The sequence below is a fragment of the Burkholderia sp. L-4 genome (assembly GCF_056856535.1).
Map to the genome: position 1 here is coordinate 888,716 of NZ_JBXEOX010000003.1, position 22,573 is coordinate 911,288.

The 22,573-nt window shown below is 66.8% G+C and carries 20 protein-coding genes; 4 read left to right on the top strand and 16 right to left on the bottom strand.

Features of this window, described 5'->3' with window-relative positions; all coding sequences use genetic code 11:
- Positions 1-222: 222 nt before the first annotated feature.
- The 6 genes from pntB to AC1VVG_RS34515 all read right to left on the bottom strand — a co-directional run bounded on the left by pntB (position 223) and on the right by AC1VVG_RS34515 (position 9,530).
- Complete coding sequence (gene pntB, locus AC1VVG_RS34490) at positions 223-1,635, bottom strand: Re/Si-specific NAD(P)(+) transhydrogenase subunit beta (RefSeq protein WP_049035769.1); 1,413 nt, start codon at positions 1,633-1,635, stop codon at positions 223-225.
- A 13-nt stretch (positions 1,636-1,648) separates the two neighbouring features.
- Positions 1,649-3,247, bottom strand: coding sequence for a Re/Si-specific NAD(P)(+) transhydrogenase subunit alpha (locus tag AC1VVG_RS34495; protein WP_482837602.1), 1,599 nt, complete (start codon positions 3,245-3,247; stop codon positions 1,649-1,651).
- Between the two features lie 641 nt (positions 3,248-3,888).
- On the bottom strand, positions 3,889-5,970 hold the full coding sequence (locus AC1VVG_RS34500; protein WP_034190957.1) for a putative bifunctional diguanylate cyclase/phosphodiesterase: 2,082 nt from the start codon (positions 5,968-5,970) through the stop codon (positions 3,889-3,891).
- A gap of 540 nt (positions 5,971-6,510) precedes the next feature.
- Complete coding sequence (locus AC1VVG_RS34505) at positions 6,511-7,527, bottom strand: pirin family protein (RefSeq protein ID WP_226104031.1); 1,017 nt, start codon at positions 7,525-7,527, stop codon at positions 6,511-6,513.
- A gap of 40 nt (positions 7,528-7,567) precedes the next feature.
- Positions 7,568-8,479, bottom strand: coding sequence for an NmrA/HSCARG family protein (locus AC1VVG_RS34510; protein ID WP_482837603.1), 912 nt, complete (start codon positions 8,477-8,479; stop codon positions 7,568-7,570).
- Between the two features lie 145 nt (positions 8,480-8,624).
- Positions 8,625-9,530, bottom strand: a complete 906-nt coding sequence (locus tag AC1VVG_RS34515; RefSeq protein WP_482837604.1) for an alpha/beta hydrolase family protein — start codon at positions 9,528-9,530, stop codon at positions 8,625-8,627.
- A 105-nt stretch (positions 9,531-9,635) separates the two neighbouring features.
- Here AC1VVG_RS34515 and AC1VVG_RS34520 point away from each other — a divergent pair, with 105 nt between their 5' ends.
- Positions 9,636-10,532, top strand: coding sequence for a LysR family transcriptional regulator (locus AC1VVG_RS34520; protein WP_124609306.1), 897 nt, complete (start codon positions 9,636-9,638; stop codon positions 10,530-10,532).
- A gap of 177 nt (positions 10,533-10,709) precedes the next feature.
- Here the strand turns inward: AC1VVG_RS34520 and AC1VVG_RS34525 are convergent, their stop codons facing one another.
- The 7 genes from AC1VVG_RS34525 to argH form a co-directional block, all read right to left on the bottom strand.
- A complete protein-coding gene (locus AC1VVG_RS34525; protein WP_482837605.1) occupies positions 10,710-12,086 on the bottom strand; it encodes an MmgE/PrpD family protein in 1,377 nt (458 codons plus the stop codon).
- Positions 12,083-12,991 (bottom strand): polysaccharide deacetylase family protein, encoded by a 909-nt coding sequence (locus AC1VVG_RS34530; protein ID WP_124609304.1) that lies wholly within the window; start codon positions 12,989-12,991, stop codon positions 12,083-12,085. Before AC1VVG_RS34530 ends, AC1VVG_RS34525 begins: the two co-directional genes overlap by 4 nt.
- Positions 12,988-13,857, bottom strand: a complete 870-nt coding sequence (locus AC1VVG_RS34535) for a polysaccharide deacetylase family protein (RefSeq protein WP_175027290.1) — start codon at positions 13,855-13,857, stop codon at positions 12,988-12,990. Before AC1VVG_RS34535 ends, AC1VVG_RS34530 begins: the two co-directional genes overlap by 4 nt.
- Before the next feature lie 7 nt (positions 13,858-13,864).
- The gene (locus tag AC1VVG_RS34540) at positions 13,865-14,698 is read right to left on the bottom strand and encodes an ABC transporter substrate-binding protein (protein WP_482837606.1); all 834 of its coding nucleotides are present in this window, start codon (positions 14,696-14,698) and stop codon (positions 13,865-13,867) included.
- A gap of 92 nt (positions 14,699-14,790) precedes the next feature.
- Positions 14,791-15,594 (bottom strand): amino acid ABC transporter ATP-binding protein, encoded by an 804-nt coding sequence (locus AC1VVG_RS34545; protein ID WP_080287970.1) that lies wholly within the window; start codon positions 15,592-15,594, stop codon positions 14,791-14,793.
- A complete protein-coding gene (locus AC1VVG_RS34550) occupies positions 15,591-16,487 on the bottom strand; it encodes an amino acid ABC transporter permease (RefSeq protein ID WP_082744696.1) in 897 nt (298 codons plus the stop codon). The genes AC1VVG_RS34545 and AC1VVG_RS34550 overlap by 4 nt, the downstream gene beginning before the upstream one ends.
- The gene (argH, locus tag AC1VVG_RS34555) at positions 16,481-17,914 is read right to left on the bottom strand and encodes an argininosuccinate lyase (protein WP_034190950.1); all 1,434 of its coding nucleotides are present in this window, start codon (positions 17,912-17,914) and stop codon (positions 16,481-16,483) included. The genes AC1VVG_RS34550 and argH overlap by 7 nt, the downstream gene beginning before the upstream one ends.
- Before the next feature lie 125 nt (positions 17,915-18,039).
- On the opposite strand from argH, the gene AC1VVG_RS34560 reads away from it, so the two are divergent.
- Positions 18,040-18,918, top strand: coding sequence for a LysR substrate-binding domain-containing protein (locus tag AC1VVG_RS34560; protein ID WP_059557930.1), 879 nt, complete (start codon positions 18,040-18,042; stop codon positions 18,916-18,918).
- A 39-nt stretch (positions 18,919-18,957) separates the two neighbouring features.
- Here AC1VVG_RS34560 and AC1VVG_RS34565 read toward each other — a convergent pair whose 3' ends face one another.
- The 3 genes from AC1VVG_RS34565 to AC1VVG_RS34575 all read right to left on the bottom strand — a co-directional run bounded on the left by AC1VVG_RS34565 (position 18,958) and on the right by AC1VVG_RS34575 (position 21,563).
- On the bottom strand, positions 18,958-19,488 hold the full coding sequence (locus AC1VVG_RS34565; protein WP_059557932.1) for a GNAT family N-acetyltransferase: 531 nt from the start codon (positions 19,486-19,488) through the stop codon (positions 18,958-18,960).
- Between the two features lie 89 nt (positions 19,489-19,577).
- A complete protein-coding gene (locus AC1VVG_RS34570) occupies positions 19,578-20,687 on the bottom strand; it encodes a DNA alkylation repair protein (RefSeq protein WP_482837607.1) in 1,110 nt (369 codons plus the stop codon).
- 177 nt (positions 20,688-20,864) lie between these two features.
- On the bottom strand, positions 20,865-21,563 hold the full coding sequence (locus AC1VVG_RS34575) for a hypothetical protein (RefSeq protein WP_482837608.1): 699 nt from the start codon (positions 21,561-21,563) through the stop codon (positions 20,865-20,867).
- Positions 21,564-21,933: 370 nt separating this feature from the next.
- Here AC1VVG_RS34575 and AC1VVG_RS34580 point away from each other — a divergent pair, with 370 nt between their 5' ends.
- Positions 21,934-22,062, top strand: coding sequence for a hypothetical protein (locus AC1VVG_RS34580; RefSeq protein ID WP_257786220.1), 129 nt, complete (start codon positions 21,934-21,936; stop codon positions 22,060-22,062).
- Between the two features lie 29 nt (positions 22,063-22,091).
- A complete protein-coding gene (locus tag AC1VVG_RS34585) occupies positions 22,092-22,262 on the top strand; it encodes a helix-turn-helix domain-containing protein (RefSeq protein ID WP_260435824.1) in 171 nt (56 codons plus the stop codon).
- Positions 22,263-22,573 lie beyond the last annotated feature (311 nt).

The following is a 22,573-nucleotide window of genomic DNA, read 5'->3' on the forward strand; positions in this document are numbered from 1 at the left end:
TGCCCGGGGAAGAGCGACGCCATGCCCGGTCGTGCATGATCCGGATCGTCCGGTCGATCACGTCGATCGATTCGCGCACGACGTATCGTGCGCCGTGGCCGGACCGCTGGCGACCGCGGAGCACTTGCGCATGGCCTCGCCCCGCGGTGCACGTGTTGGCGGCGACGGCCGGGCGTTGCCGGCCGTCGCGCGCTCCGTCACTGACTCAAGTTCGCGCTCGCATCAGGCCTTCAGCATGCCGAAGACCTCGCTCAGCATCGACTTCGCGTCGCCGAACAACATCCGGTTGTTGTCCTTGTAGAACAGCGGATTGTCGACGCCCGCATAACCCGAAGCCATGCTGCGCTTCATCACGATCGACGTCTTCGCCTTCCATACCTCCAGCACCGGCATGCCGGCGATCGGGCTCGTCGGGTCGTCCTGCGCCGCCGGGTTCACGATGTCGTTCGCGCCGATCACCATCGACACGTCGGCCTCCGGGAAGTCGCCGTTGATCTCGTCCATTTCGAGCACGATGTCGTACGGCACCTTCGCTTCGGCGAGCAGCACGTTCATGTGGCCCGGCATGCGGCCCGCGACCGGGTGAATCGCGAAACGCACGTCGACGCCCTTTTCGCGCAGCAGCTTCGTCAGCTCGAACACCGTGTGCTGGGCCTGCGCCACCGCCATCCCATAGCCGGGTACGATGATCACGCGCTTCGCCTCGCGCAGCAGCTCGGCCGTTTCCGCCGCGCTCACCGCGACCGCCTCGCCGGCCGGCTGCGCGCCGCCGCCGGCTGCCGCCGGCGCGCCTGCGCCGCTGCCGAAGCCGCCCGCGATCACGCTGATGAAGTTGCGGTTCATCGCACGGCACATGATGTACGACAGGATCGCACCGGACGAGCCGACCAGCGCGCCGATCACGATCAGCAGGTCGTTGCCGAGCATGAAACCGGTGGCCGCCGCCGCCCACCCCGAGTAGCTGTTGAGCATCGACACCACGACCGGCATGTCCGCGCCGCCGATCGCCATCACCATGTGCACGCCGAACAGCAGCGAGATCACCGTCATCACGACGAGCGGCAGCATGCCGTCCTGGATGCTTTCCGCATGCAGGAACGCGCGGCCGAAGTAGATCACGATCAGCAGCGCGGCCAGGTTCATCCAGTGCCGCGCCGGCAGCAGCAGCGGCTTGCCGCCGATCTTGCCCGACAGCTTGCCGAACGCGATGATCGAGCCCGCGAAGGTGACCGCGCCGATCAGGATGCCGACGTAGATCTCCACTTCGTGGATGGCCTTCTCGGCGCCGGTGAACTGCAGCGACGTGTCGATGTAGCTCGCGAAGCCGACCAGGCAGGCGGCGAGACCGACCAGGCTGTGCATCAGCGCGACCAGTTCCGGCATCTGCGTCATCTGCACCTTCTTCGCGGCGTACAGGCCGACGGCGCCGCCGACGACCAGCGCGGCGACCACGTACGGAATGCCCGCGGCCGACACGCGCGGGCCGGCCACGGTGGCCAGCACGGCGATCAGCATGCCGATCATGCCGAGCAGGTTGCCGCGACGCGCGGTTTCAGGGTTGGCCAGCCCGCCGAGGCTGAGGATGAACAGGATCGCGGCGCCGATATAGGAGACGGTAGTCAGGTTTGCAGTCATTGTTGTCGTCCCCTTATTTGCGGAACATCGCCAGCATGCGCCGCGTCACCGCGAAGCCGCCGAACATGTTGACGGCCGTGAGCGTCAGCGCGCCCACCGCCAGGCCGAGGATCAGCCCGGACGGGCGATCGCCCGCGTTGGCCAGTTCACCGAGGGGCGGCGCGACCTGCACGAGCGCGCCGATCGCGATGATCGACGAGATCGCGTTGGTCACGCTCATCAGCGGCGTGTGCAGCGACGGCGTGACGTTCCAGATCACCATGTAGCCGACGAAGCACGCGAGCACGAACACCGTGAAGTGCGACAGGAAGCTCGCCGGCGCGTACTGGCCGACGACCAGGAAAGCCAGCGCGCCGACCGCGAACACGATGGCGAGCGCCTTGGCCGACATCGGCTCGCCGCTGTGGCCATGGCCCTTGGACTTCGCGGGCGCGGCCGCCGCGGGCGCCGCCGGGGGCTTCGGCGCGACGACCGCCTGCTTGATCGGCGGCGGCGGCCACGTGATGTTGCCGTCCTTGATGACGGTGAGGCCGCGGATCGCGTCGTCGTCGAAATCGACGTTGATCGTGCCGTCCTTGGCCTTGCACAGCTCCTCGACCACACGCAGCAGGTTGGTCGCATACAGCGTCGACGACTGCCGCGACAGGCGCGACGCGAGATCCGTGTAGCCGACGATCGTCACGCCATGGCGCACGACGGCCTCGCCGGGCACCGTGAGTTCGCAGTTGCCGCCCTGTTCGGCCGCCATGTCGACGATCACGCTGCCGGGCTTCATCGACTGCACCATCTCGGCGGTGATGAGCTTCGGCGCCGGCTTGCCGGGAATCAGCGCGGTCGTGATGATGATGTCGGCGTCCTTCGCCTGCTGCGCGTACATCGCGCGCTGCGCCTGCTGGAAGCCTTCGCTCATCACCTTCGCGTAGCCGCCGCCGCCCGAGCCTTCCTCTTCGTAGTCGACCTTGACGAACTCGCCGCCCAGCGACTTGACCTGGTCGGCCACTTCGGCGCGCGTGTCGTTCGCACGCACGATCGCGCCGAGGCTCGCGGCCGTGCCGATCGCGGCGAGACCGGCCACGCCGGCACCGGCGATGAACACCTTGGCCGGCGGGACCTTGCCGGCCGCCGTGACCTGGCCGTTCAGGAAGCGGCCGAACGCGTGCGCGGCCTCGATCACCGCCCGGTAGCCGCTGATGCCGGCCATCGACGTGAGCGCGTCCATCTTCTGCGCGCGCGACAACGTGCGCGGCAGCGAATCGATCGCCAGCACGGTGGCGCGCCTGGCGGCCAGCTGCGCCATCAGTTCGGGATTCTGCGCGGGCCACACGAAGCCGATCAGCGTGCCGCCCTCGCGCATCAGCGCCACTTCGTCGCTCGTCGGCGGGCGCACCTTGAACACGATGTCGCTGCCGGACCAGAGCTCGGCCGCCGTGGCGGCAATGCTCGCGCCGGCCGCACGATACGCGTCGTCGTCAAAGTTCGCACCGGCCCCGGCGCCGCTTTGCACGGCCAACGAAAACCCCAGCTTGATCAGTTTCTCAACCACCTCGGGGACGGTCGCTACGCGCCGTTCGCCGGTGGCTATCTCCAGAGGAATCCCAATCTGTAATGTCATATTGTGAACTGTCGGTTGCGGCCGCGCGAAAAATTCAGCCCCGAGTGTCGAGTGGCCAAATTCAGGCTCCCGGCCTTGGTGAAACAGGTCAACCTGGATCAACAGCGCAGCCCTGATGCAGCCGCGAACACGTTGTCTCCATCGCCAGGTTCCGTACTCGATATCCGGCGTCGGGCCGTGGGACAGCGGCATCAAGCATACCGGCCGACGCGGTCTTCTCGAAATTTATCTTCTGAATCGAGCAGCATTCGTTTCATGAATCCCGTGCCGAGGATTCAGCGACAGTCTGACCGTTTCGGTTTACTCGTTCAAGTCGCGTGTGATCTCCGCACGCGCCCCTTTCCCGGCGAGGCTTCGAAGGAATCGGTTCCGCCGACGGAACACATGTCGGCCGGCCATCACGGATCATTCGCTTTCCTGCCGCGGGGGCGCTACAAACGAACGCCAGCCAGGTCTTTCGATATGGCCCTTTAACTCGCACCGATCCATGCACTCATCGCACCCGACCACGCATTGCGCCCTTGATCGCCACCGCCCGACGTTGCATGCTTCGGCGACTTCACGCACCGCTGCTCGGCGGTCGCGCGCCGGCCGTCGGCTTGTCGCCCATCGGATTTCACAACCGAATCATGACGACGGGATCAAGCGCTCCCGATCGCATTGCCTTGCGCGGTCATGTCGATGAAATGCTCCGCCGGCATCGGACGCCCGAGCAGGAAACCTTGCAGCGAATTGCAGCCGAGCGTGGTCAGGAACTGCTGCTGCGCCGTCGTTTCAACGCCCTCCGCGACGATCTTCAGGTCGAGTGCCCGGCCGAGCGCGACGATCGCGGAAATGATCGCGGCATCCTCGGTGTCGTGTTCGAGATCGCGGATGAACCCGCGGTCGATCTTGAGCTCGCTGGCCGGCAGGCGTTTCAGATAGAGCAGGCTCGAATAACCCGTTCCGAAGTCGTCGATGGAAATACGCACGCCCATGTCGTGCAGCTGCTCGAGGATTCTCAAGCTGGCATCGGCATCGCGCATCGCAGTCGATTCGGTGATTTCCAGCGTCAGGCAGCGCGGTTCCAGCGCGTGCCGCTGCAATGCGGCCTGCACGACCTGGACCAGGCTCGCGTGACCGAATTGCAACGGCGACAGGTTGACGGCCATCGTCCAGTCGGTTCGACCGGCATCGCACCACGCGCGCATCTGCCGGCAGGCCTCGTCCAGTACCCACTCGCCGATCGGGACGATCAACCCGGTCTTTTCCGCGATCGAGATGAACTGATCGGGTGAAATGAGGCCGCGCGTCGGGTGCATCCACCGCAACAGCGCCTCGACGCCGATGATCGGTCCATGCGGCACTTCGAACTTCGGCTGGTAATGCAGGACCAGTTCACGCCGCTCCAGCGCCAGGCGGAGTTCCTGCACGATCTTCAGGTGCTCGCGGACATTCGCGTTCATCGATGCCTCGAAGAAGCAGTACGCGTTTCGGCCGAGCGCCTTCGCGTGATACATCGCTGCATCGGCATTGGTCATCAGGTCCCGGAAATGGCTGCCGTTGCCGGGATAGAGCGCGATTCCGATGCTGGCCGACACGCGCAATTCGTGCTCGGCCACGCGGAACGGTTGTCGAATCACCGCCAGTACCTTGTCCGCCACGCCGGCCGCGTCCGCGGGTTCGTCGACGGACACGACCAGCACGAACTCGTCGCCCCCCAGACGGGCGATCGTGTCCTGCGTGCGCAGGTTCGCGCCGATGCGCTGCGCCACGTCGACCAGCAGCAGATCGCCGACATGATGGCCATACGCGTCGTTGACCGCCTTGAATCCGTCGAGATCCATGAACATCAGCGCGAAACATCCTTTCTCGCGGTCGGTGCCCTGGATCGCCTGATCGATCCGGTCTTCGAGCAGCACGCGATTGGGGAGCTTGGTGAGGTTGTCGTGCAACGCCAGATACGTCAATTCCTGGTTGGCTTCGGCCAGCGACGTCGCCAGCACTGCCGTGCGGGACTCCAGACGCAGATCGAGGATGGAAACGACCAGCGCGATGGCGAGGATGGCCAACGTGGCGACGATGATGACCAGTGCGAGCCAGCCAGCGTCCATGCGCGAGCCGGCTGCGCCGCAGATGCTGCCCAGCGGGAACCGGGCGGCGGCCATCCCGGTATAGTGCATGCCGGCGATGGCGGCCCCCATCAGCACGGCGGACCCCAGGTTGAGCAGGCGCACGCGGGACGAGTTCGCACGCCGGATGAACACGATCCACAGCACGGCGCCCGACGCGACCACGGCGATCGCGACCGACAGGCAAACGAGCAGCAGGTCGTACCGGATGCCCGGCGACATGTGCATGGAGGCCATGCCCGTGTAATGCATTCCCGCGACGCCGGCCCCCATCAACACGGCCCCGCCGCACAGCCGGTGCCACTTCAGCGTATCCCGACAGACGAGCCACAGTGCGCACGTGGAGCAGGCGATGGCGATCAGCAGCGACAGCAACGTGATGGCCGGATCGTATCCGACCGGAATCGGCAACGCGAAAGCAAGCATGCCGACGAAATGCATCGACCAGATGCCCGTGCCCATCACGCAAGCCGCGCCGACCAGCCACCAATGTGCGGCGCGCCCCTGGGCGGTCTTGATGCGCCCGGCCATGTCCAGCACGGTGTAGGACGCCAATATGGCGATCAGGAGCGAAAGAAGAACGAGCAACGCGTTGTAGCTTGTCGGCAGCATTGTTATTTACAGATCGCTTTCGGTTCGGCGGTGACGAGATCACACGTTACACGGGGTCTGCGTGAATTCGCGTGAAGGTCGGGCACAAAAGGAAAGCGGTGCCCGAAGGAACGGACTGGTCGTGCGACCAATCAGGCGATTCCAGCGACCACCGCTTGCATGGCGGATCATAAACGCGACCTTCGGTTCAGGGAAGGATTTACCGCTGCGGGGTCGGTGAAGAACGCGGCCCGAATTGTACGGGCATCCGCGGGCATGCCATCGGGCGGCCATGCGTCAGGCGCGGCCGCCGTGTTTGTCGATCGACGCCATCGACGGCAGACATCGACACGGGCGAGCGGTCACACTCGGCGTCGACCCGATCGTCTCGCATGGTGCGCAGCAACCGCGCGGTTGACGAGTTCGGCTGTATCGCGATCAATGTACAGTCGCTCGATCGCCTCGACACGCTGCTGCGCCGGCTCGATTCCGGGTATGAGCGAGTCTGTCGATTCCGGCCGGCCTTCAGGCCAGCCCGGTGCGGGCGTTCCAATCCCGGCGTCAGATCGACTGGAGCGCACCGCTCTGCTTGCCCTCGGCACGAAGTTGACGTCCGATGCGGCGAATCTCGGCCTCTCCGCGCTGAAGCGCGTCGACACTGGTGTGCACGGAGTAGTGGCCGAGCACGAGTTCGTAGGGATGCTGAGTGGCGGAACCCAGCACGAAGCGCGTGTCGCCCTCGGCGACCAGTTCGATCGCCGTCTCGGCGCGCTCGAAGATCGCGACCTCTCCACGCGTGATGCGGGATGACGCACGCAGTGCGCCATCCATCACGGAAACCCACGCGACGTCCTGCCCCGGAGGAGGAACAAACGCCCAATGCTCGCCATCCTTCAGCGTGACCACGAGGTAGGTCATCGGCGGTGCATCGACAGGGCTCGTCATGCCATCGTACGTGCCCAGGATCACGCGCACGGGGCCCGCGCCCGGAACCTGCTCCGGCATCACATATTGGCTCCTGGTCGGTGCATTCTCCAGATCTGGCGGGAGCGCGACCCAGAGCTGAAAGCCCCGCAGGGGTGCCGTGTCAAAGGTGCCCGTGTGCCACACACCGCCGCCCGCCTGCATCCATTCCACCCCACCCGCGGGCAGCACCCCGGCGTTGCCCGTCGTTTCCGCATATTGGACCGCGCCGTCAAGGACGACCGTTACCGTGGCGATGCCGGAGTGCGGATGCCAGCCGAATTCAAGCGGTCGGGCGTGACTGCCATTGGACTCGAAGAGATCAAGGAACACGAACGGCTTGATCAACCGACCCAGGTCAGAGGGACTCACCAGCCGCGTAATCGACCCGTTGCCCAACCCGCGCGCGCGGCGGACGATACCACGTGAACGCTGCTCATGCTTGAGCGGAAACTGGGCGTTTTCGCTTCCCGTCGTGCTTGTTGTCATGGCATTCATCCTTGTTTTCACGTCTTCTTTCGACTTGCCGCTCGTGCGAAAGTGAGCGAATAGTGGCTGACCAACCCGCGCGTCGCGCAATACCCGGTTGGGGTCCCGCCTATCATCCGCGTCCATGACGATATCGAATCGGCATCCTAACTTCTTGCCACGCTGATCAAGCCGGCATGTTGACCTTGGCCCACTCCGCAAAGCCGGTGATCTGCCCGTTGACCAGCGCATCTGCGCGCGCCCTCTTGGCGTCCGCGTCAGGGCCGAAGTAACTGTAGTCTTCGAAGTAACCCATTATCGCGCAGACTTCGTCCGCGCCGGGATAGAACATTTCGTAGGCCTTGCCCGGCACCTGGTTCACCACCACGTTGTGGCCCTGCGCATTCAGGATATCCGCGAACGCCTGCCAGCTGTAAGCGTCGGCGCACAACGACAGAATCTGCCCCTGACCGGCTATCTCCGGATGGTCGAAGACTTCCTTGACCAACTTCCCCAGTTCGTGGATGTCGCCGGCATGGACGCTCTTGCTGTTGATATCCATCGGAACCGCCCAGGCCTTTTGATTCCCGTTCCCGGTGGGTTGCGGCGCCATCTGGCCAAGGAAATTCTGAAAGAAGAACGGCGCTTCGACGAAGCTGTAATCGGGAAAGCCCGCGTCGGCGATCACGGCGTTGGCCCGAGCTTTGTGGGTGAAGTGCGAAACCTCATACCGACCGCCTGAAATTTCGTGAGCGTCGGGTAGCGTCGACCAGACCATGTGAGTCACGCCGGCAGATTTTGCGGCGCCGACCACATGCCTTACCTGATCGTATTCGCTCGTCCCTGTTGCGGGATCCCAGAAATTCGTGACCAGGAACACCCCATGGGCTCCGCTGAGCGCGGGCGCCAATGTGTCTACCCTGTTCAGATCTGCGGCAACCACTTCGACGCCTCGAGCGGCGAGCCGTTTGGCCTGATCCGAGCCGACATCTCGACTGATCGCCCGGACGGTATAACCGCCTTGATCGAGCAGCGCATTCACCACGCCTTGCCCCTGTCGCCCCGTCGCGCCAAACACGACAATGGTTTTTTCCGACATGGTCATTCTCCTGCGTTTTCTGCAGATTGCCGCTGATACCAAGGAGCCGAGGACATCGCTCGGGGAGCAGGATCCTCAGCGCTCGTCTCGCACCCAGTCGTAGCGGTGTGGTGCGTTCACGTAGCGTGATCGGAGTGAAACGGACTCACTTCACATGCTTGTCGAACCATGCGATCAACTGCTCCGGGTGTTCGGAGAAGTAGTTGTAGCCATCCCAGCGCCGGGTGCTGCCTTCGAGCCAGAACAGCTGCTTGTCGGCAACGGGAATGTTGTCGAAGATCGACTGCACGTCGCTGGACTTGGTCAGCGCGTCGTCACGCACCTGCAGCAGGAAGGCCGGCGCCTGCCAGTTCTTCGCGTATTCCAGCGGCGACACCTGGTCGATCCTGAAGCTGGTAATCAGCTGCACCTCTCGGTCGATCGCATCGAACTGGTCCGCAAGCCCCATGTACTCCAGGTTGCGCTCGACCATGGCTCGCATCGAGATCGGCTGCACGGCAACAAGCGCCTGTACGTCGGCAAAGAACTCCGGATATCGCGTCTTCGCGACGAAGGTCGCGTTCGCACCCATGCAGCGGCTGAGCAGGCCCAGCTTCATGCCACGGGTATCGGGGCGGGACTTGACGTACTTCAGCGAACCGGCGACGTCGCGGGATTCGAACAGGCCCCACGTGAAGATGTTGCCGTTGGCCGCGCCGCTCTGGCCGTGGTTGCGCGCGTCGTAGGTCAGCACGTTGTAGCCAGCCTCATGCAGGTGCTGATATTCCCGCATGTAGTTGACCTCGATGTCATTGCCCGGAACGAACTGCCACCGCGGCAGGTGCGAGGGGAAGCCGTAGCGGTTCATCGGCATCGGGTGGTTGGCGATCACCAGCTTGTTCGAGCCCGCTCGGGGAATCCACCACGCCTCCAGCGGAGTGCCGTCCAGGGACGGGAACGTGATGTCCTCGTACGCCATTCCATACTCGTCCGGCGTGTGGAGGATCGGTGCGCGGACCGGGGTGCTGAGGCCCTGGGCCAGCGTCGTGAGCATCTGCGAAGTATCGGGCATGACGGTTTCTCCTTAGCTATCCGATTCGGGAAGTTTTCCCAGTCCGCAGAAGATACGTCCGAGCCTTTCGTTGAACAAGACGGGCATTTTTATTATCATCGTTCCATGAGTGGAACAATCGATCTCAACCAATTCCTGATCTTCATCCGGGTCATTCAGGCGGGAAGCCTGAGTGAGGCAGCGCGACGCCTGAACCTGCCGAAGTCCACGGTAAGCCGAAAAATCTCCGACCTGGAAGACCGGATCGGCGAGCGGCTCATTCAGCGCACGACACGCAAGCTCAGCCTCACCGAGGCCGGCCGCGTCCTGTTCGAACGCGTCGGCCCCGCCATGAGCGACATCGAAGAGGCGGAGAGCGCAGTGGCGGGAATGCGTGGGACGCCCCGTGGCGTGCTGCGAGTCGCGGCGCCGATGTCTTTCAGCCCACTCAGACCGATCATTGCCGAATACCTCGCTCGCCATCCCGACGTCGCGATCGAGTTGGTGAACTCAGATCGCCTTGTCGATCTTGTCGACGAGCGCTTCGACGTCGCGATTCGGGCGGGCGCACTCGTCGATTCGTCGCTCGTCGCACGCAAGCTCGGAACAGCACAGTTCATGCTGGTGGCGACGCCCGAATACTGCGAACGCCATGGCGTCCCGAAGACACCTGCCGAACTGACGAACCACGCATGCATCGCCCTTGGCGGTAAAGCGACGTCGCGCGTCTGGCCTTTGGAATCAGGAAGCAAACGTACCGAAGTCCGCATTACGCCACGACTGATGGCCAACGACATCGAGATGGTTCGAGTGGCCGCTCTCGCCGGCGTGGGAATCGCATGGTTACCCAAGGCCTTGTGCACCGACGATCTCGACGGGAAGCGCTTGCGGCACCTGCTCGTCGACTGGTCCTGGGAAGACATTCCGGTCTATGCGCTCTACCCGACGAGGCGCCATCTTTCACCCAAGGTCGTCGCCTTCGTCGATCTGCTCGCCCAGCGGATCCGGTTGGGCAACGATTGACGTGCCGCGTGCGGCACGCTCGAACCGGATCCGGTGATCTCTCGAACCAGCTCAAATCGACGCGCGAAAGCGCGTCGGACATTCTTGTGGATGTTCATCCGGCCGGGTTCCTGGAAGATCGGGGGTTTGGCGACCTCCAGTCGCCCGGACCCCGTCCGGACGAACCATCGAACCAACCTATCGAAGCTTCACAGCCAGCCATTCGTTCATCACGCGCGCGTCCTCCAGCCGATCCAGCGCCAGGCAGGCGTCGCCCAGCGCATCGACCTGCGGCCGGTCGAACGCCATGCCCGCCAGCGTGCGATATTTCGCGAGCAAGGCCGCGTCCGGCAGCGGATTGCGCGGATCGCCGAGCGCGATCGGCACATGGCACGATGCCTGCCGCCCGTCCGTGCCATGCAGGATCACCGTCGGCTCGTCGAGATCGCCGAGCGCCGGGTCGACCTCGAGCGCGATGCGCGCCAGCAGCGCGGTCACGCGCGGATCGCTGCGCTGCGCCGCGCGATACACGCCGATTCCCGTGTCCCCGAATGCAAGCGCCGCCGCCACCGCATACGGCAGGCTCATCTGCGCGGACGACAGCGTCGTCAGATCGCAACCGCCGCACATGCGCATGACGAACGCGCTCGCGCGCACGACCACCCGCTCGATGTCGCCCGCATCGAACCTGCGGCCGTTCGCGAGCTGCAGCGCCGCGTCGACAGCCGCATGCGCGCTGCGGCACGATGCGTGCGGCTTGATCGAACAGCGCATCAGCTTCCAGTGAGTGCCGAGGCCGTCGGTCAGTGCATCGGGCGCATGCGACTGCGCGGCGAACGTGCTGAAGAAACCGCCCCATACGTCGTCGAACACCCGCGCGGGGCCGCTCACGCCTTCGCGCGCGAGCAGCGCCGCGAGCACGCCGCCCTCCGCCGCCCGCCCGGCGTGCAGCCGCTTCGTCTGCGAACCGTCGTGGATGAAACCCCACAGGCCGCCCGCGAAACTCGCCGCATGGCCGAGCGCGTCGCGCGTGCGCGCGGCGTCGAGCCCGAGCACGCGCGCGCTCGCGGCCGCGGCGCCGAACACGCCGCAACTGAGCGTCGAGTGCCAGCCCGCCCCGTTGTGCGCCGCGTAGCCGCCCGCCGCTTCGAGCACGCGCCGGCCGACGTCGTAGCCGAGCACGATCGCCATCACGCATTCGCGCCCCGTCACCGGGCGGCCCGCGCACGACAGCGCGGCCAGCACGGCCGGCAACACCACCGCGCCCGAATGATCGCAGCCGCCGGAATCGTCGAGTTCGAGCGCGTGCGCGGCAATGCCGTTCACGAACGCCGCATCGCGCGCGCCCGCGGCGTGCCGCGTGCCCCACAGCGTCGCGCCGCCCTGCGCGACCGTGCCCGTCAGCGCGCGGGCGCTGCGCGTCTCGGCGGCACACGTGCCTGCCAGCGCCGCGCCGAGCGTGTCGAGCACATGACGCCGCGCCTTCGCGACGACGTCATCCGGCAATGCCTCGGCGGCCGTTTGCGCGACGAATGCCGCCAGCCGGGTAGCGCGCGTTTCCGGCGCCGCCGTCATCGCGCGGACGCGTCTGCCACGCAGTGCGCGAATACGTCGACCGGATGGCCCGGCGGATTGACGGGCGCCTGCGCACGCCACCAGCGTGCGATGTCGCGCCCGGTCGCGAACCACGCGTCGCCCGCATCGCGCAGGTGCGCGAGCAATGCGCGCAGCAGGTCGATACGCCCCGCCGTGCCGATGATCTCCGGATGCAGACGCACCACGCAGCACAGCCCGAACCGCCGAAACCCGTCGACATCGCGCCGCCAGTTGTCGAGCACGTCGCGATACGCCGCGATGCGCGGCTGGCCGGCCGGCACCGGCGGCGACAGGTTGAACTCGAAGTACGGCTCGTCTTCAAGCTCGTAGTGCAGCGGCAGCTCGACGAGCCGCGCGCCGTGTGCGCCGCCGTCGCCGCGCGGATGCACGTACGGCAGATCGTCGCCGCGCCATGACGACGACCACGTGAAACCTTCCGCCACGAGCCAGTCCGCGAAGCCGCCGGCCCAGTTGCCGGTGAACGAGCGAAACCCTTCCGCGTCGCGGCCGGTCGCATCCGCGAGCGCCGCGCGCCCGGCACGGCAGGCATCGATCTGCGCGGCGAGCGGCAGCGCATCGAAGTCTTCGCAGCGATACCCGCTCACGCCGAGTTCGTGGCCCGCCGCGCCGATCTCGCGCACCGCTGCCGCGTGGGTCTCGGCGACGATGCCCGGGACGAACCAGCTCGCGGGTACGCCGAACGCATCGAAGGTGTCGAGCAACCGCTCGACGCCGCGCGTCGCGCCGTAACGCCACACCGACAGCGATTTCTCGCGACCGGCGATACGCGGCTCGCGTGCCTGGATACCGTGAATGTCGTTGAAATCGACCGTGATCGCGACCGCGCAGCGCGCGCCGCCCGGCCACGCAGGAAGGGTCGTCATCGGCCGCTCCGTTGCGTTTGCGCCTCTCGCGCATGCTGCGCGAGCCACCAATCGGCCACTTCGCGACAACGCGCGAACCATACGCCGTCGCGCGCGCGCATATGGCCGAGCCACGCTTCGAGCAGCGCGATGCGCCCTGGCTTGCCGCACACTTTCGGGTGCAGCAGCGTCGTCAGGCACAGCCCTTCCCGGTAGACGCCGTCGAACTCGCGCATCCAGTTGTCGAGCGTCGCGTCATAGCCGGCGATCCGATCGAGCCCGGCCGGATAGTCGGGGTTGCGGTGGTACGCGAGCGACGCGTAGTCGTCGGTTTCCCAGCGGCCCGGTATCTCGACGAGCGGCGGCTCGCCGTCCGCGCCGTGCAGAAGATACGGCCGGTCGTCGCCGCGCATCGAGCTGGAATAGCGCACACCGGCCTCGCGCAGCACGTCCACCGTCGCCGCGCTCCAGTCGCCGGACGGCGTGCGGAATCCGACCGGCCGCACGCCGAGCATCCGAACGAGGATCTCGGCCGACTGCGCCATGATCTCGCGCTGCCGATCGGGTTCGAGTGTCCAGAAGGCTTCGTGCCGGTAGCCGTGATAACCGATCTCGTGGCCGCGCTCGACGATCGCCGCGCATCGATCCGGCCACGTCCGCGCGACCCAGGCGGGCACGAAGAAGGTTGCGGGCACCTCGAACGACGCCAGCACGTCGAGCAGCCGGCCGAGCGCGCGCCACGGCCCGTAACTGCCGAGCGTGAAATACGCGGGGTTGCGCCAGATCGACCCGTTGAGCATCGCGTCGCCGGTCGGACCGTCGAGATCGAACGCGAGCGCGACGCATGCACGCTTCGCGTCCGGCCAGCGGGGAGCCAGATCCGTCATCGCGCGCTCAGTGCGTGCCGTTGATCATCGCCTTCGCCACCGCGTGTTCCTGCAGCCCCCACTTCGCGAGCAGCTTGTGGTACGACCCGTCCGCGATCATCTGGTTGAGCGCCGTGCTCAGCGCGCCGCTCAGCGCGGTATTGCCCTTCGCGACGCCAATGCCCGTGTACTGCGACAGGAACGGCTTGCCGACCGGCGCGTACGCGTTCTGCTCGAGGCTGTTCTGGTACGGCAGCGTCTCGCCGCCCTGCACGGCCGCGTCGATACGGTTCTGGCGCAGCTGCATGCGTGCGTCCGACGAGCCGTCGGTGCCGACCACGACGATCGCCGGCTTGCCGGCCTTCACGCAGTTCTCCGCGCTCCATGCGGTCGTGTTGTCCGGGAACGACGTGCGCCGGCTCGACCCCACGCGTTTGCCGCACAGCGCGCTCATCTGCGCGAACTCGCCGGCGCGTGTCTTCAGCGTGTAGAACTGCGGCCCCGTCTCGATGTAGTCGACGAACGTCACCGCGTCGCGGCGCGTCGGCAGGTCGGTCATGCCGGAGAGGATCATGTCGACGCGTTGTGTCGCGACCGCGCTCATCATCTGGTCGAAGCTCGTCTCGACCCAGTTCAGCTTCGCGCCCATCTTCGCGGCGAGCGCTTCGCCGAGATCGACGTCGAAGCCCGCCAGCTTGTCGGTGGCCGGATCCTTGTATTCGAACGGCGGATAGTTCGGCACGATCGCGACGTTCAGCGTGCGCTTCGCGCCGGCGGCCTGCGCGGTTACGTGGGACGCATGCAGCGCGAGTGCGCCGAACGCGACAGCGGCCAGCGTGCGGGTCAGGACGGATGCTTTCATGGGATGTCGCCTTGTCATGGTGAGTAGTGAAGTGCTGCGCCGGTCTGCGTGCCGGCTCGCTCGGGTGCGGCGGGCCGGGCGGCCCGGCCCGCTCATGCGATCACGGCCGAGATGAAGTCGCGCGTGCGCGCATGCGACGGCGCGGACAGCACCTGTTCCGGCGGCCCGCTCTCGACGATCCGGCCGCCGTCCATGAACACGACGCGATCGGCCACCTCGCGCGCGAAGCCGAGCTCGTGCGTGACGACGATCATCGTCATGCCGCTCTTCGCGAGATCGCGCATCACGGCGAGCACTTCGCCGACGAGTTCGGGATCGAGCGCCGACGTCGGCTCGTCGAACAGGATCAGTTGCGGATGCATCGCCAGCGCCCGCGCGATCGCGACGCGTTGCTGCTGGCCGCCCGACAGCTCGACCGGAAACGCGTCGCATTTGTGCGCGAGCCCGACGCGCGCCAGCAGCGCGCGCGCCTCCTCCTCGGCTTGCGCGCGGCGGCGCTTGAGCACCTGCACGGGGCCCTCGATCACGTTCTCGAGCGCGGTCTTGTGCGGGAACAGGTTGAAGCGCTGGAACACCATGCTCGTCGCCAGCCGCTGGCGTGCGACCTGACGCTCCGACAGCGCGTGGAGCCGGTTGCCGGTGCGCCGGTAGCCGGCCAGTTCGCCGTTGACCCACAGCGCGCCCGCGCTGATCGTCTCGAGCTGGTTGATGCAGCGCAGGAACGTGCTCTTGCCCGAGCCCGACGGCCCGATGATGCACAGCACTTCGCCCTGCGCGACGTCCAGCGTGATACCGTGCAGCGCCTGGAAATCGCCGTACGCCTTGCGTACGTCCACGGCGCGAACGACTGCGTTCGTCATGACGTTCTCCCGATGGTTGACGGTCGCGTCGCTCATGCGCGGCCTGCCGCACGGCCCGCGCCGCGCGCGAAGCGCCGTTCGACGCGGGCCTGCGCGAGCGACAGCACGGTGACGACCGCGAGATACCAGATGCCCGCGACGATCAGCAGCTCGATCACGCGGGCGTTCGCGTAGTAGATGTTCTGCGCGTTGTGCAGCATCTCCGCGTACTGGACGACGCTCGCGAGCGAGGTCAGCTTGACCATGCCGATCAGCTCGTTGCCGATCGGCGGCACGATCACGCGCATCGCCTGCGGCAGGATGATGCGGCGCAGCGCCTGCAGGTGCGGCATGCCGATCGATTTCGCGGCCTCGTACTGGCCGGTATCGACCGACAGCAGCCCCGCGCGCACGACTTCCGACGTATACGCGCCCTGGTTGATGCCGAGCCCGAGCAGCGCGGCAAGGAACGGCGTCATCACGTCGACGGTCCGGAATTCGGCGATGCCCGGGATGCCGAGGGTCGGAAACACCAGCGCGAGGTTGAACCACAGCAGCAGCTGCAGGATGATCGGCGTGCCGCGAAACAGCCAGATGTAACCCTGCGCGATCGCGCCGAGCACCGGGTTCGACGACAGCCGCATCACCGCGGTGACGACGCCGAGCACGATGCCGAGCGTCATCGCGAGGACGGTCATCACGATCGTGTTGCCGAGCCCGGTCAAGATCGAGCGCGCGGTCAGGAACTGGCCGACGACGCGCCACTCGATCTGCCCGCGCGCGAACGCGACGGCCACGTAGGCGAGCGCGACGATGATCGCGATCGAGGCGGCATAACGGCCCCAGTAGCGCCGGCGCACGCGCACGAGGCCGGCGGTCTCGTCTGCCGCGGCGCCGGCCGGCACCGGCGATGCGCCATCGAGGCGCCGCGAATCGGATGCACTCAGCATGACGGCCCCCGGTAGTCGGCCGCCCACGCGGCCTGGCGTTCGATCGCACCGCTCAGGCGGCCGATCTGTTCGCGCACGCGTGCGGGCGACGTGCCGCCCGCGCCGCCGCGCGCCGCCACGGCCGCGTCGAGCGTCAGATGCGCGCGCACCGCCGGCGCGAGGCGCGGATCCACGGCCTGCAGCTGCTCCGCGCTCGCGTCGGCCAGTTCGATGCCGTCGTGCTCGCACACGCGCACGAGCGCGCCGGTGATCTCGTGTGCCTCGCTGAACGGCACGCCCGTCAGCGCGAGCCAGTCCGCGACCTCGGTGGCGAGCGTGAAGCCGAGCGGCGCCTGACGGCGCATCTCGTCGACGTTCACGCGCATCGTGCGAATCATCCCCGCCATCGCGGGCAGCACGAGTCCGAGCGTATCGATCGAATCGAACGCGGCGATCTTGTCTTCCGCGAGATCGCGGTTGTACGCGAGCGGCAGCGATTTCAGCGTCGCGAGCAGGCCGGACAGGTTGCCGATCAGGCGCCCCGCCTTGCCGCGCGTCAGCTCCGCGATGTCGGGGTTCTTCTTCTGCGGCATGATCGAGCTGCCGGTCGCGTAGCTGTCGTCGAGTTCCACCCAGCGGAATTGCCGCGACGTCCACAGGATCACTTCTTCCGACAGGCGGGACAGGTTCACGGCCAGCATGCTCGTGACGAACACGAATTCGGCGACGTGATCGCGCGCGGCCACCGCGTCGATCGAGTTCTCGCAGGGTGCGTCGTAACCGAGCTCCCGCGCCGACAGCTCGGGCCGCACGCAGATCGCCGAGCCGGCGAGCGCAGCGGCGCCGAGCGGCGAACGCGCAGTGCGACGGTCCCAGTCGACCAGGCGGTCGGCATCGCGATACAGCGCCTGCGCGTGCGCGAGCAACTGATGCCCGAACACGATCGGCTGCGCGGGCTGCAGATGGGTGAAGCCGGCGGTCACGGTGTCGACGTGCCGGCTCGCCTGGCCGACCAGCGCATCCTGCAGGTCGAGCACGCCGCGCACGAGCCGGCGTGCGTGGTCGCGCAGATACAGGCGCAGGTCGTTCGCCGCCTGGTCGTTGCGCGAACGCCCGGCGCGCAGCTTGCCGCCGAGCGCCGGCAGCCGCTGCGTGAGCACCCGTTCGAGAAACGTATGGACATCCTCGTCGGCGAGCGACGGCGCGATCGCGCCCGCGGCGTAATCGCGTGCGATGCCGTCCAGCGCGGCCAGCAGTTGCGCGAGTTCGTCGTCGTTCACGATGCCGGCGCGGTTCAACTCGCGCGCATGCGCGCGCGAGCCGGCCAGGTCGTACGGCACGAGGCGGAAGAAACTCGGATCGGAACGCGACAGGTTCTGCAACGCGTCGGACGGTTCGGACTGGAAACGGCCGCCCCACAGGCGTTCGATCGGTTCGGTAAGGCTCATTGCGGTCGACCTCGACTCGGTTGGATGGCTCCCACTGTAGGCATTCAATTTTTTTTGTTGTAGCGAGAAATTGAATCCGCTTAAATGAAATTTTTCTCAGTATCGTCGCCGCCGACGCTCCCCCGATGCGCAACCGCCTGCCCCCGCTGAATCCGCTTCGCGCCTTCGAGGCCGCTGCCCGGCGCGGCAGCGTGGCGGCCGCCGCCGACGAGCTGCACGTGACCGCGAGCGCGGTCAGCCACCAGATCCGCATTCTCGAAAGCACGCTCGGCATCGCGCTGTTCGTCCGATCGAAGGCGCGCGTGAAGCTCACGCCCGAAGGCGAGGGGCTGCTGAAACCGGTCAGCGCCGCGTTCGACATGATCGCGAACGCCACCGTCAGGCTCGAATCGCCGGCCGCCGTCGGCGATCTCGCCGTATCGACGCCGCTGTCGCTGACGTCGCGCTGGCTCGCCCGGCACATCGGCGATTTTCTCGAGCGCTACCCGGGCATTCATCTGAAAGTGATTCCGTCGAACGACGAGCGCGAGATCCATTCGCCGGACGTCGACGTCTGCATCCGCTACGGGGAGGGCAACTGGCGCAACCGGCATGTCGAGCTGCTCGCGCATCCGGCGCTGTTCCCGGTCGTGAGCCCCGCGCTGATGAACGGGCGCGATGCGATCCGCAAGGTGCAGGATCTCGCCGGGCGCACGCTGTTCTGCGAACATGCGGGCTCGTGGATGCGCTGGCTGGCCGCAGCGAACGCCGACAAGCTGCCGGGCATCCGCATCCTCGAGATCGGCAACGCGCACATCGGCGTCGAAGCCGCGGCACACGGGCAAGGCGTCGCGCTCGGCGACAGCCTGTCGGTGCGCGACGACCTGATCGACGGCACGCTCGTGCGGCCGTTCAGCGAGACCGTGCCGTCACGCCACGCGTACTATCTCGTCACGCGTCACGAGCTGACCGAGGCGCCGCTCGTGACCGCGTTCACGTCGTGGCTGCGCGCCCGTCTGGTGTGACGCGTGCCGCCGGCGGGTACCGCGGCGGCCGTGGTGCGATCAGGACGCGAGGCGCGCCAGGTCGTCCCATACGATGACGACGTTGTGCGACCGCCAGACCGGCCCCGCATCGACGTACTCGCCCGCGAGCCGGCCATCCAGCGCCGCGTAGAAGGCGAGCGCGGCATCGTTGCCCTTGACCACGCTCAACGCGGCGCCCGGATAATGCAAGCGGCTCAAATGCGTCGCGAGTCGTGCGAGCAGCTGGCGGCCGATGCCGCGGCGCTTGAATTCGGGATCGACGTACAGGAACTTGATTTCGCCGCGGCCGCCGAATACGGGCTCCGACGGCGCGCCGGCCATCCCGATGCCGACGATCCTGCCGCCGGCGTGTGCCACGAGCACCCGTTGACGGCCGTCGTTCGACATCAGCTTTTCCCGCCATGTCTTGCCGCGGTAATGCTCGTCGAGAATCGCATGGGCCTGCGCCGGCGCGAGGTCCCGATAGGTATGCCGCCAGACCTTCACGTGAAAATCGGCGATCGCCTGCGCATCGTCGATATGGGCAGTCCTGATGGATATTCCGGTCATGGGAGATTCTCTCGGCGGCCAGGCAAGCGCGGATGCGGTACACGCGGAGGATTGTCGACGATCCGGTCGGCGATGTCGAACGGCCATCCTCACATCGCGAGCTCGAAGAACGACCGCGCGACGACCTGGCCGTTGACGATCAGCTCGACCTCGTGCCGGCCCGCATAGTGCCGCCGCGTCGTGAAATCGCGGATCGCCCGGCTGTGCCGCAGCGCGACGCGCGCGCCGGGCTCGAGCGTCAGCCCCTTCAGCTTGAACACCTTCGGCGACGCCTCGCCATTTTGCTTCACGTACGCGATCCGGTAATCGACGACGAGCCGCTGCGCGGTGTCGGCCGTGGAATGCAGCTCGCAGTCGAGCGTAATCGATTCGCCGAGCACCACCTGCACGGGCGTCACGCCGAACGGGCCGACGGCAAGCCGCGGCGCGCGTTCGGCACCGAGTATCGCGAGTGCGCGCGCATCGCCCTGCTTCACGAGCGTGCGCAGCGCATGCCGGACGATCCAGCGCGTATGCGGATGGTCACCGCCCCAGCGTTCCGCACGGTCGAGCACCCAGGCCGGATGCGACTTCGCCACGTCGTTCAGGTGATTCGCGACCGAGCGGCGCACGTAGGCGCTCGGGTCCGCGCGCAGCGTGTCGAGAATCGGCGCCGCGAGCGCCGGGTCGGCCTCGATGTCGCGCAGGCGGAACGACCACGGCAGGCGCGGGCGGCTTCCCTCGCTGGCCAGCCGTCGCACGGCATCGTCCGCGTCGTGCGACCAGGCTTCCATGGTGGCGAGCGCACGCGCGGTATCGACGCGCAGGAATTCGCGCACCGCGAATTCCGACGTACCGAACGACGTGAAGCCTTTCAGCGCGTCCATCGAACGGTCGAACGCATGCCGACCGTACTGCCCGACATAATCGGGCGCGATGAGCGACACGAATCCGCGGCCCAATCGTGGCGCCGCCTCCTGCAGCAACGCCAGCACGGCGTCGTAGCCGCCGGGCAATGCTTGCGCCGCCGCATCGATCGCCACGCTGGCGCGCCTGACGCGCGCCATCAGCGTCAGGTCGTCGAGGCCGTCGAGCGCCGTCGTCAGAAATGCCGCCCGATCGAAGCCGGGTTCGATCGCATGCAGCAGGTCGGATAGTGTTCGGAATTGTTGCTCGCCCAACGAGTCTTTCAGCGGGGCGGAAGCCTGAGTAGTGGTCATGACGGAAGGGCGCCGGTGTGCGCCGCGGATCAACGGATACGAAAGCGCACAGTATCGCCGAAGCTCGTGCCAATTCCTGTCAGTAGACTATGTGCGGCCGGAACCCTCTCGCGTGAGACTCAGCCGGCACACGTGGATCGCCTCGCCGGCGAGGGCGTCACGGGCACACGCCGCCCTTCACGGCTGCTCGCGCGAAGCGCCTCCGGCGAACAGGTTTCGCCACTGCCCGCCGGCGAACGCAACGACGATCAGCGACAGGTAACCGGCGACGAGCAGATGCCGCCAGCTGTCGAGCGCGGCGCGATGGGCCACCAACGCGACGTCGGGGGCCGGCGCGGCGAGACTGCCCGGCACGACCGCGCGCGTCATCTGCACGAATCCGGCCGCCGACAGCACGGGCAGCAGGACGAGCACGCCCAGCAGCACGAACCGCGCGCGATGGAAAAACGCGCGCCGGCGCAAATGAAACCATAGCCCGAGGCTGCCGTGCACCCACCCGGGCGCGAGCAGCGCGATCTGCAAGCCCTGCGTGCCGCTCGTCAGCAACGCCACGACGACCCGCGCATAGTTCGGTTCGAAGCCGTAGAACGACGTCGCGACGCGTGTGCCGACGACGTGACGGATCAACAGCAGCGGCAGGCTGAGTCCGGCCCACAGACGCAGCCATTCGGCGGGCGGCAGCGCCCAGCGCCGGCGGCCGTAGATGGTGCGGATCGCCAGCGCGAAATGCAGGCCGGCCGCGCCGTACAGCAGGATCGTTCCGGGCAGGCTTTGCCAGACGCCGATCGCCAGATGCAGGCCACGCTCGGCGACGTCGATCGACCAGATGCCGAGCGCGTGATTGATCATGTGAATGGAAATATAGATCCACAACATGATGCCGGACCCGAGCTGCAGCCTTCGCGCGGCACCGCGCACGCGGTCCCGGAACGCCGGCGATCGTGGCCCGTCGTTCGTCGTCGAGGCGGACCCGCGATCGCACGATGACTGGTCCGGAACGTCCCCGCGTAGCTGCTCCCCGTCGCTCATGGCTCCTCCCTGTCGATGCGTCCGGCACTTGATCCGCATACCGCGGCGCGGGCCGGTTTATTCCGGCAACGTGCGACATCCCGCGCGCGAAGCACCTCGCGCGGCGGCGGGAATCGACGCCGTATGCGCAGGGTATACCGTGTGCGGGCACGACGGATCGCGCTCGTGACGCGCCGCCCCGCTTCCCCTCGCGGCGAGCGGGTTCGAGGAGACCATCATGTCCAACGTTCTGTCGCACTGGATCCTGATCGGCTGCGACGCATACGACGAGTATGTGTTCGTGCCGTGGCTCGGCAAATCGCTGTATCTGAGGACGGTCGCGCTGCGTCGCGTGTGCCTGCTGTGACAGGTTGGTCAGCGTAACTGGACAATGATATGGACCCGAATCTTCTGCCGCTGCTCCCTGCGGCCGCGAAAGAACGGAATTTCCGCGCGGCGGCAGACCGGATGGGCGTCACCCGCTCCGCGGTCAGCCAGGGCATCCGGCGCTTGCGGTTGACGCACGCCGCCCCACGTGAAAGCCCCCGCGATGGTCGTCACATATGAGGCTCGTCAGGTCGTCCCACACGAAGGCGATGATGTGCGACCGCCGAACCGGTCCCGGATCGACATACTCGTCTGCTGGCCGGCAATTCGGCGCTTCGTAGACGTAGACAAAAATAAGGTTGTCATCGTGCGTGGCATCGCGAAAACCGTGTCAACTCCCTGCGATGGTGTTGCAGCGTCCAGCCGCCGCGGTCACGCGTTGTACGCCCTCGAAATAGTCGCGATAAGCAAAGCGGGAATCGTTGTTTGCCGCGCCGCGCCCGGTTGCCGAAAATGTGCGTTTCCCCGCGCGCGGCTCCCGCGTGCAACCC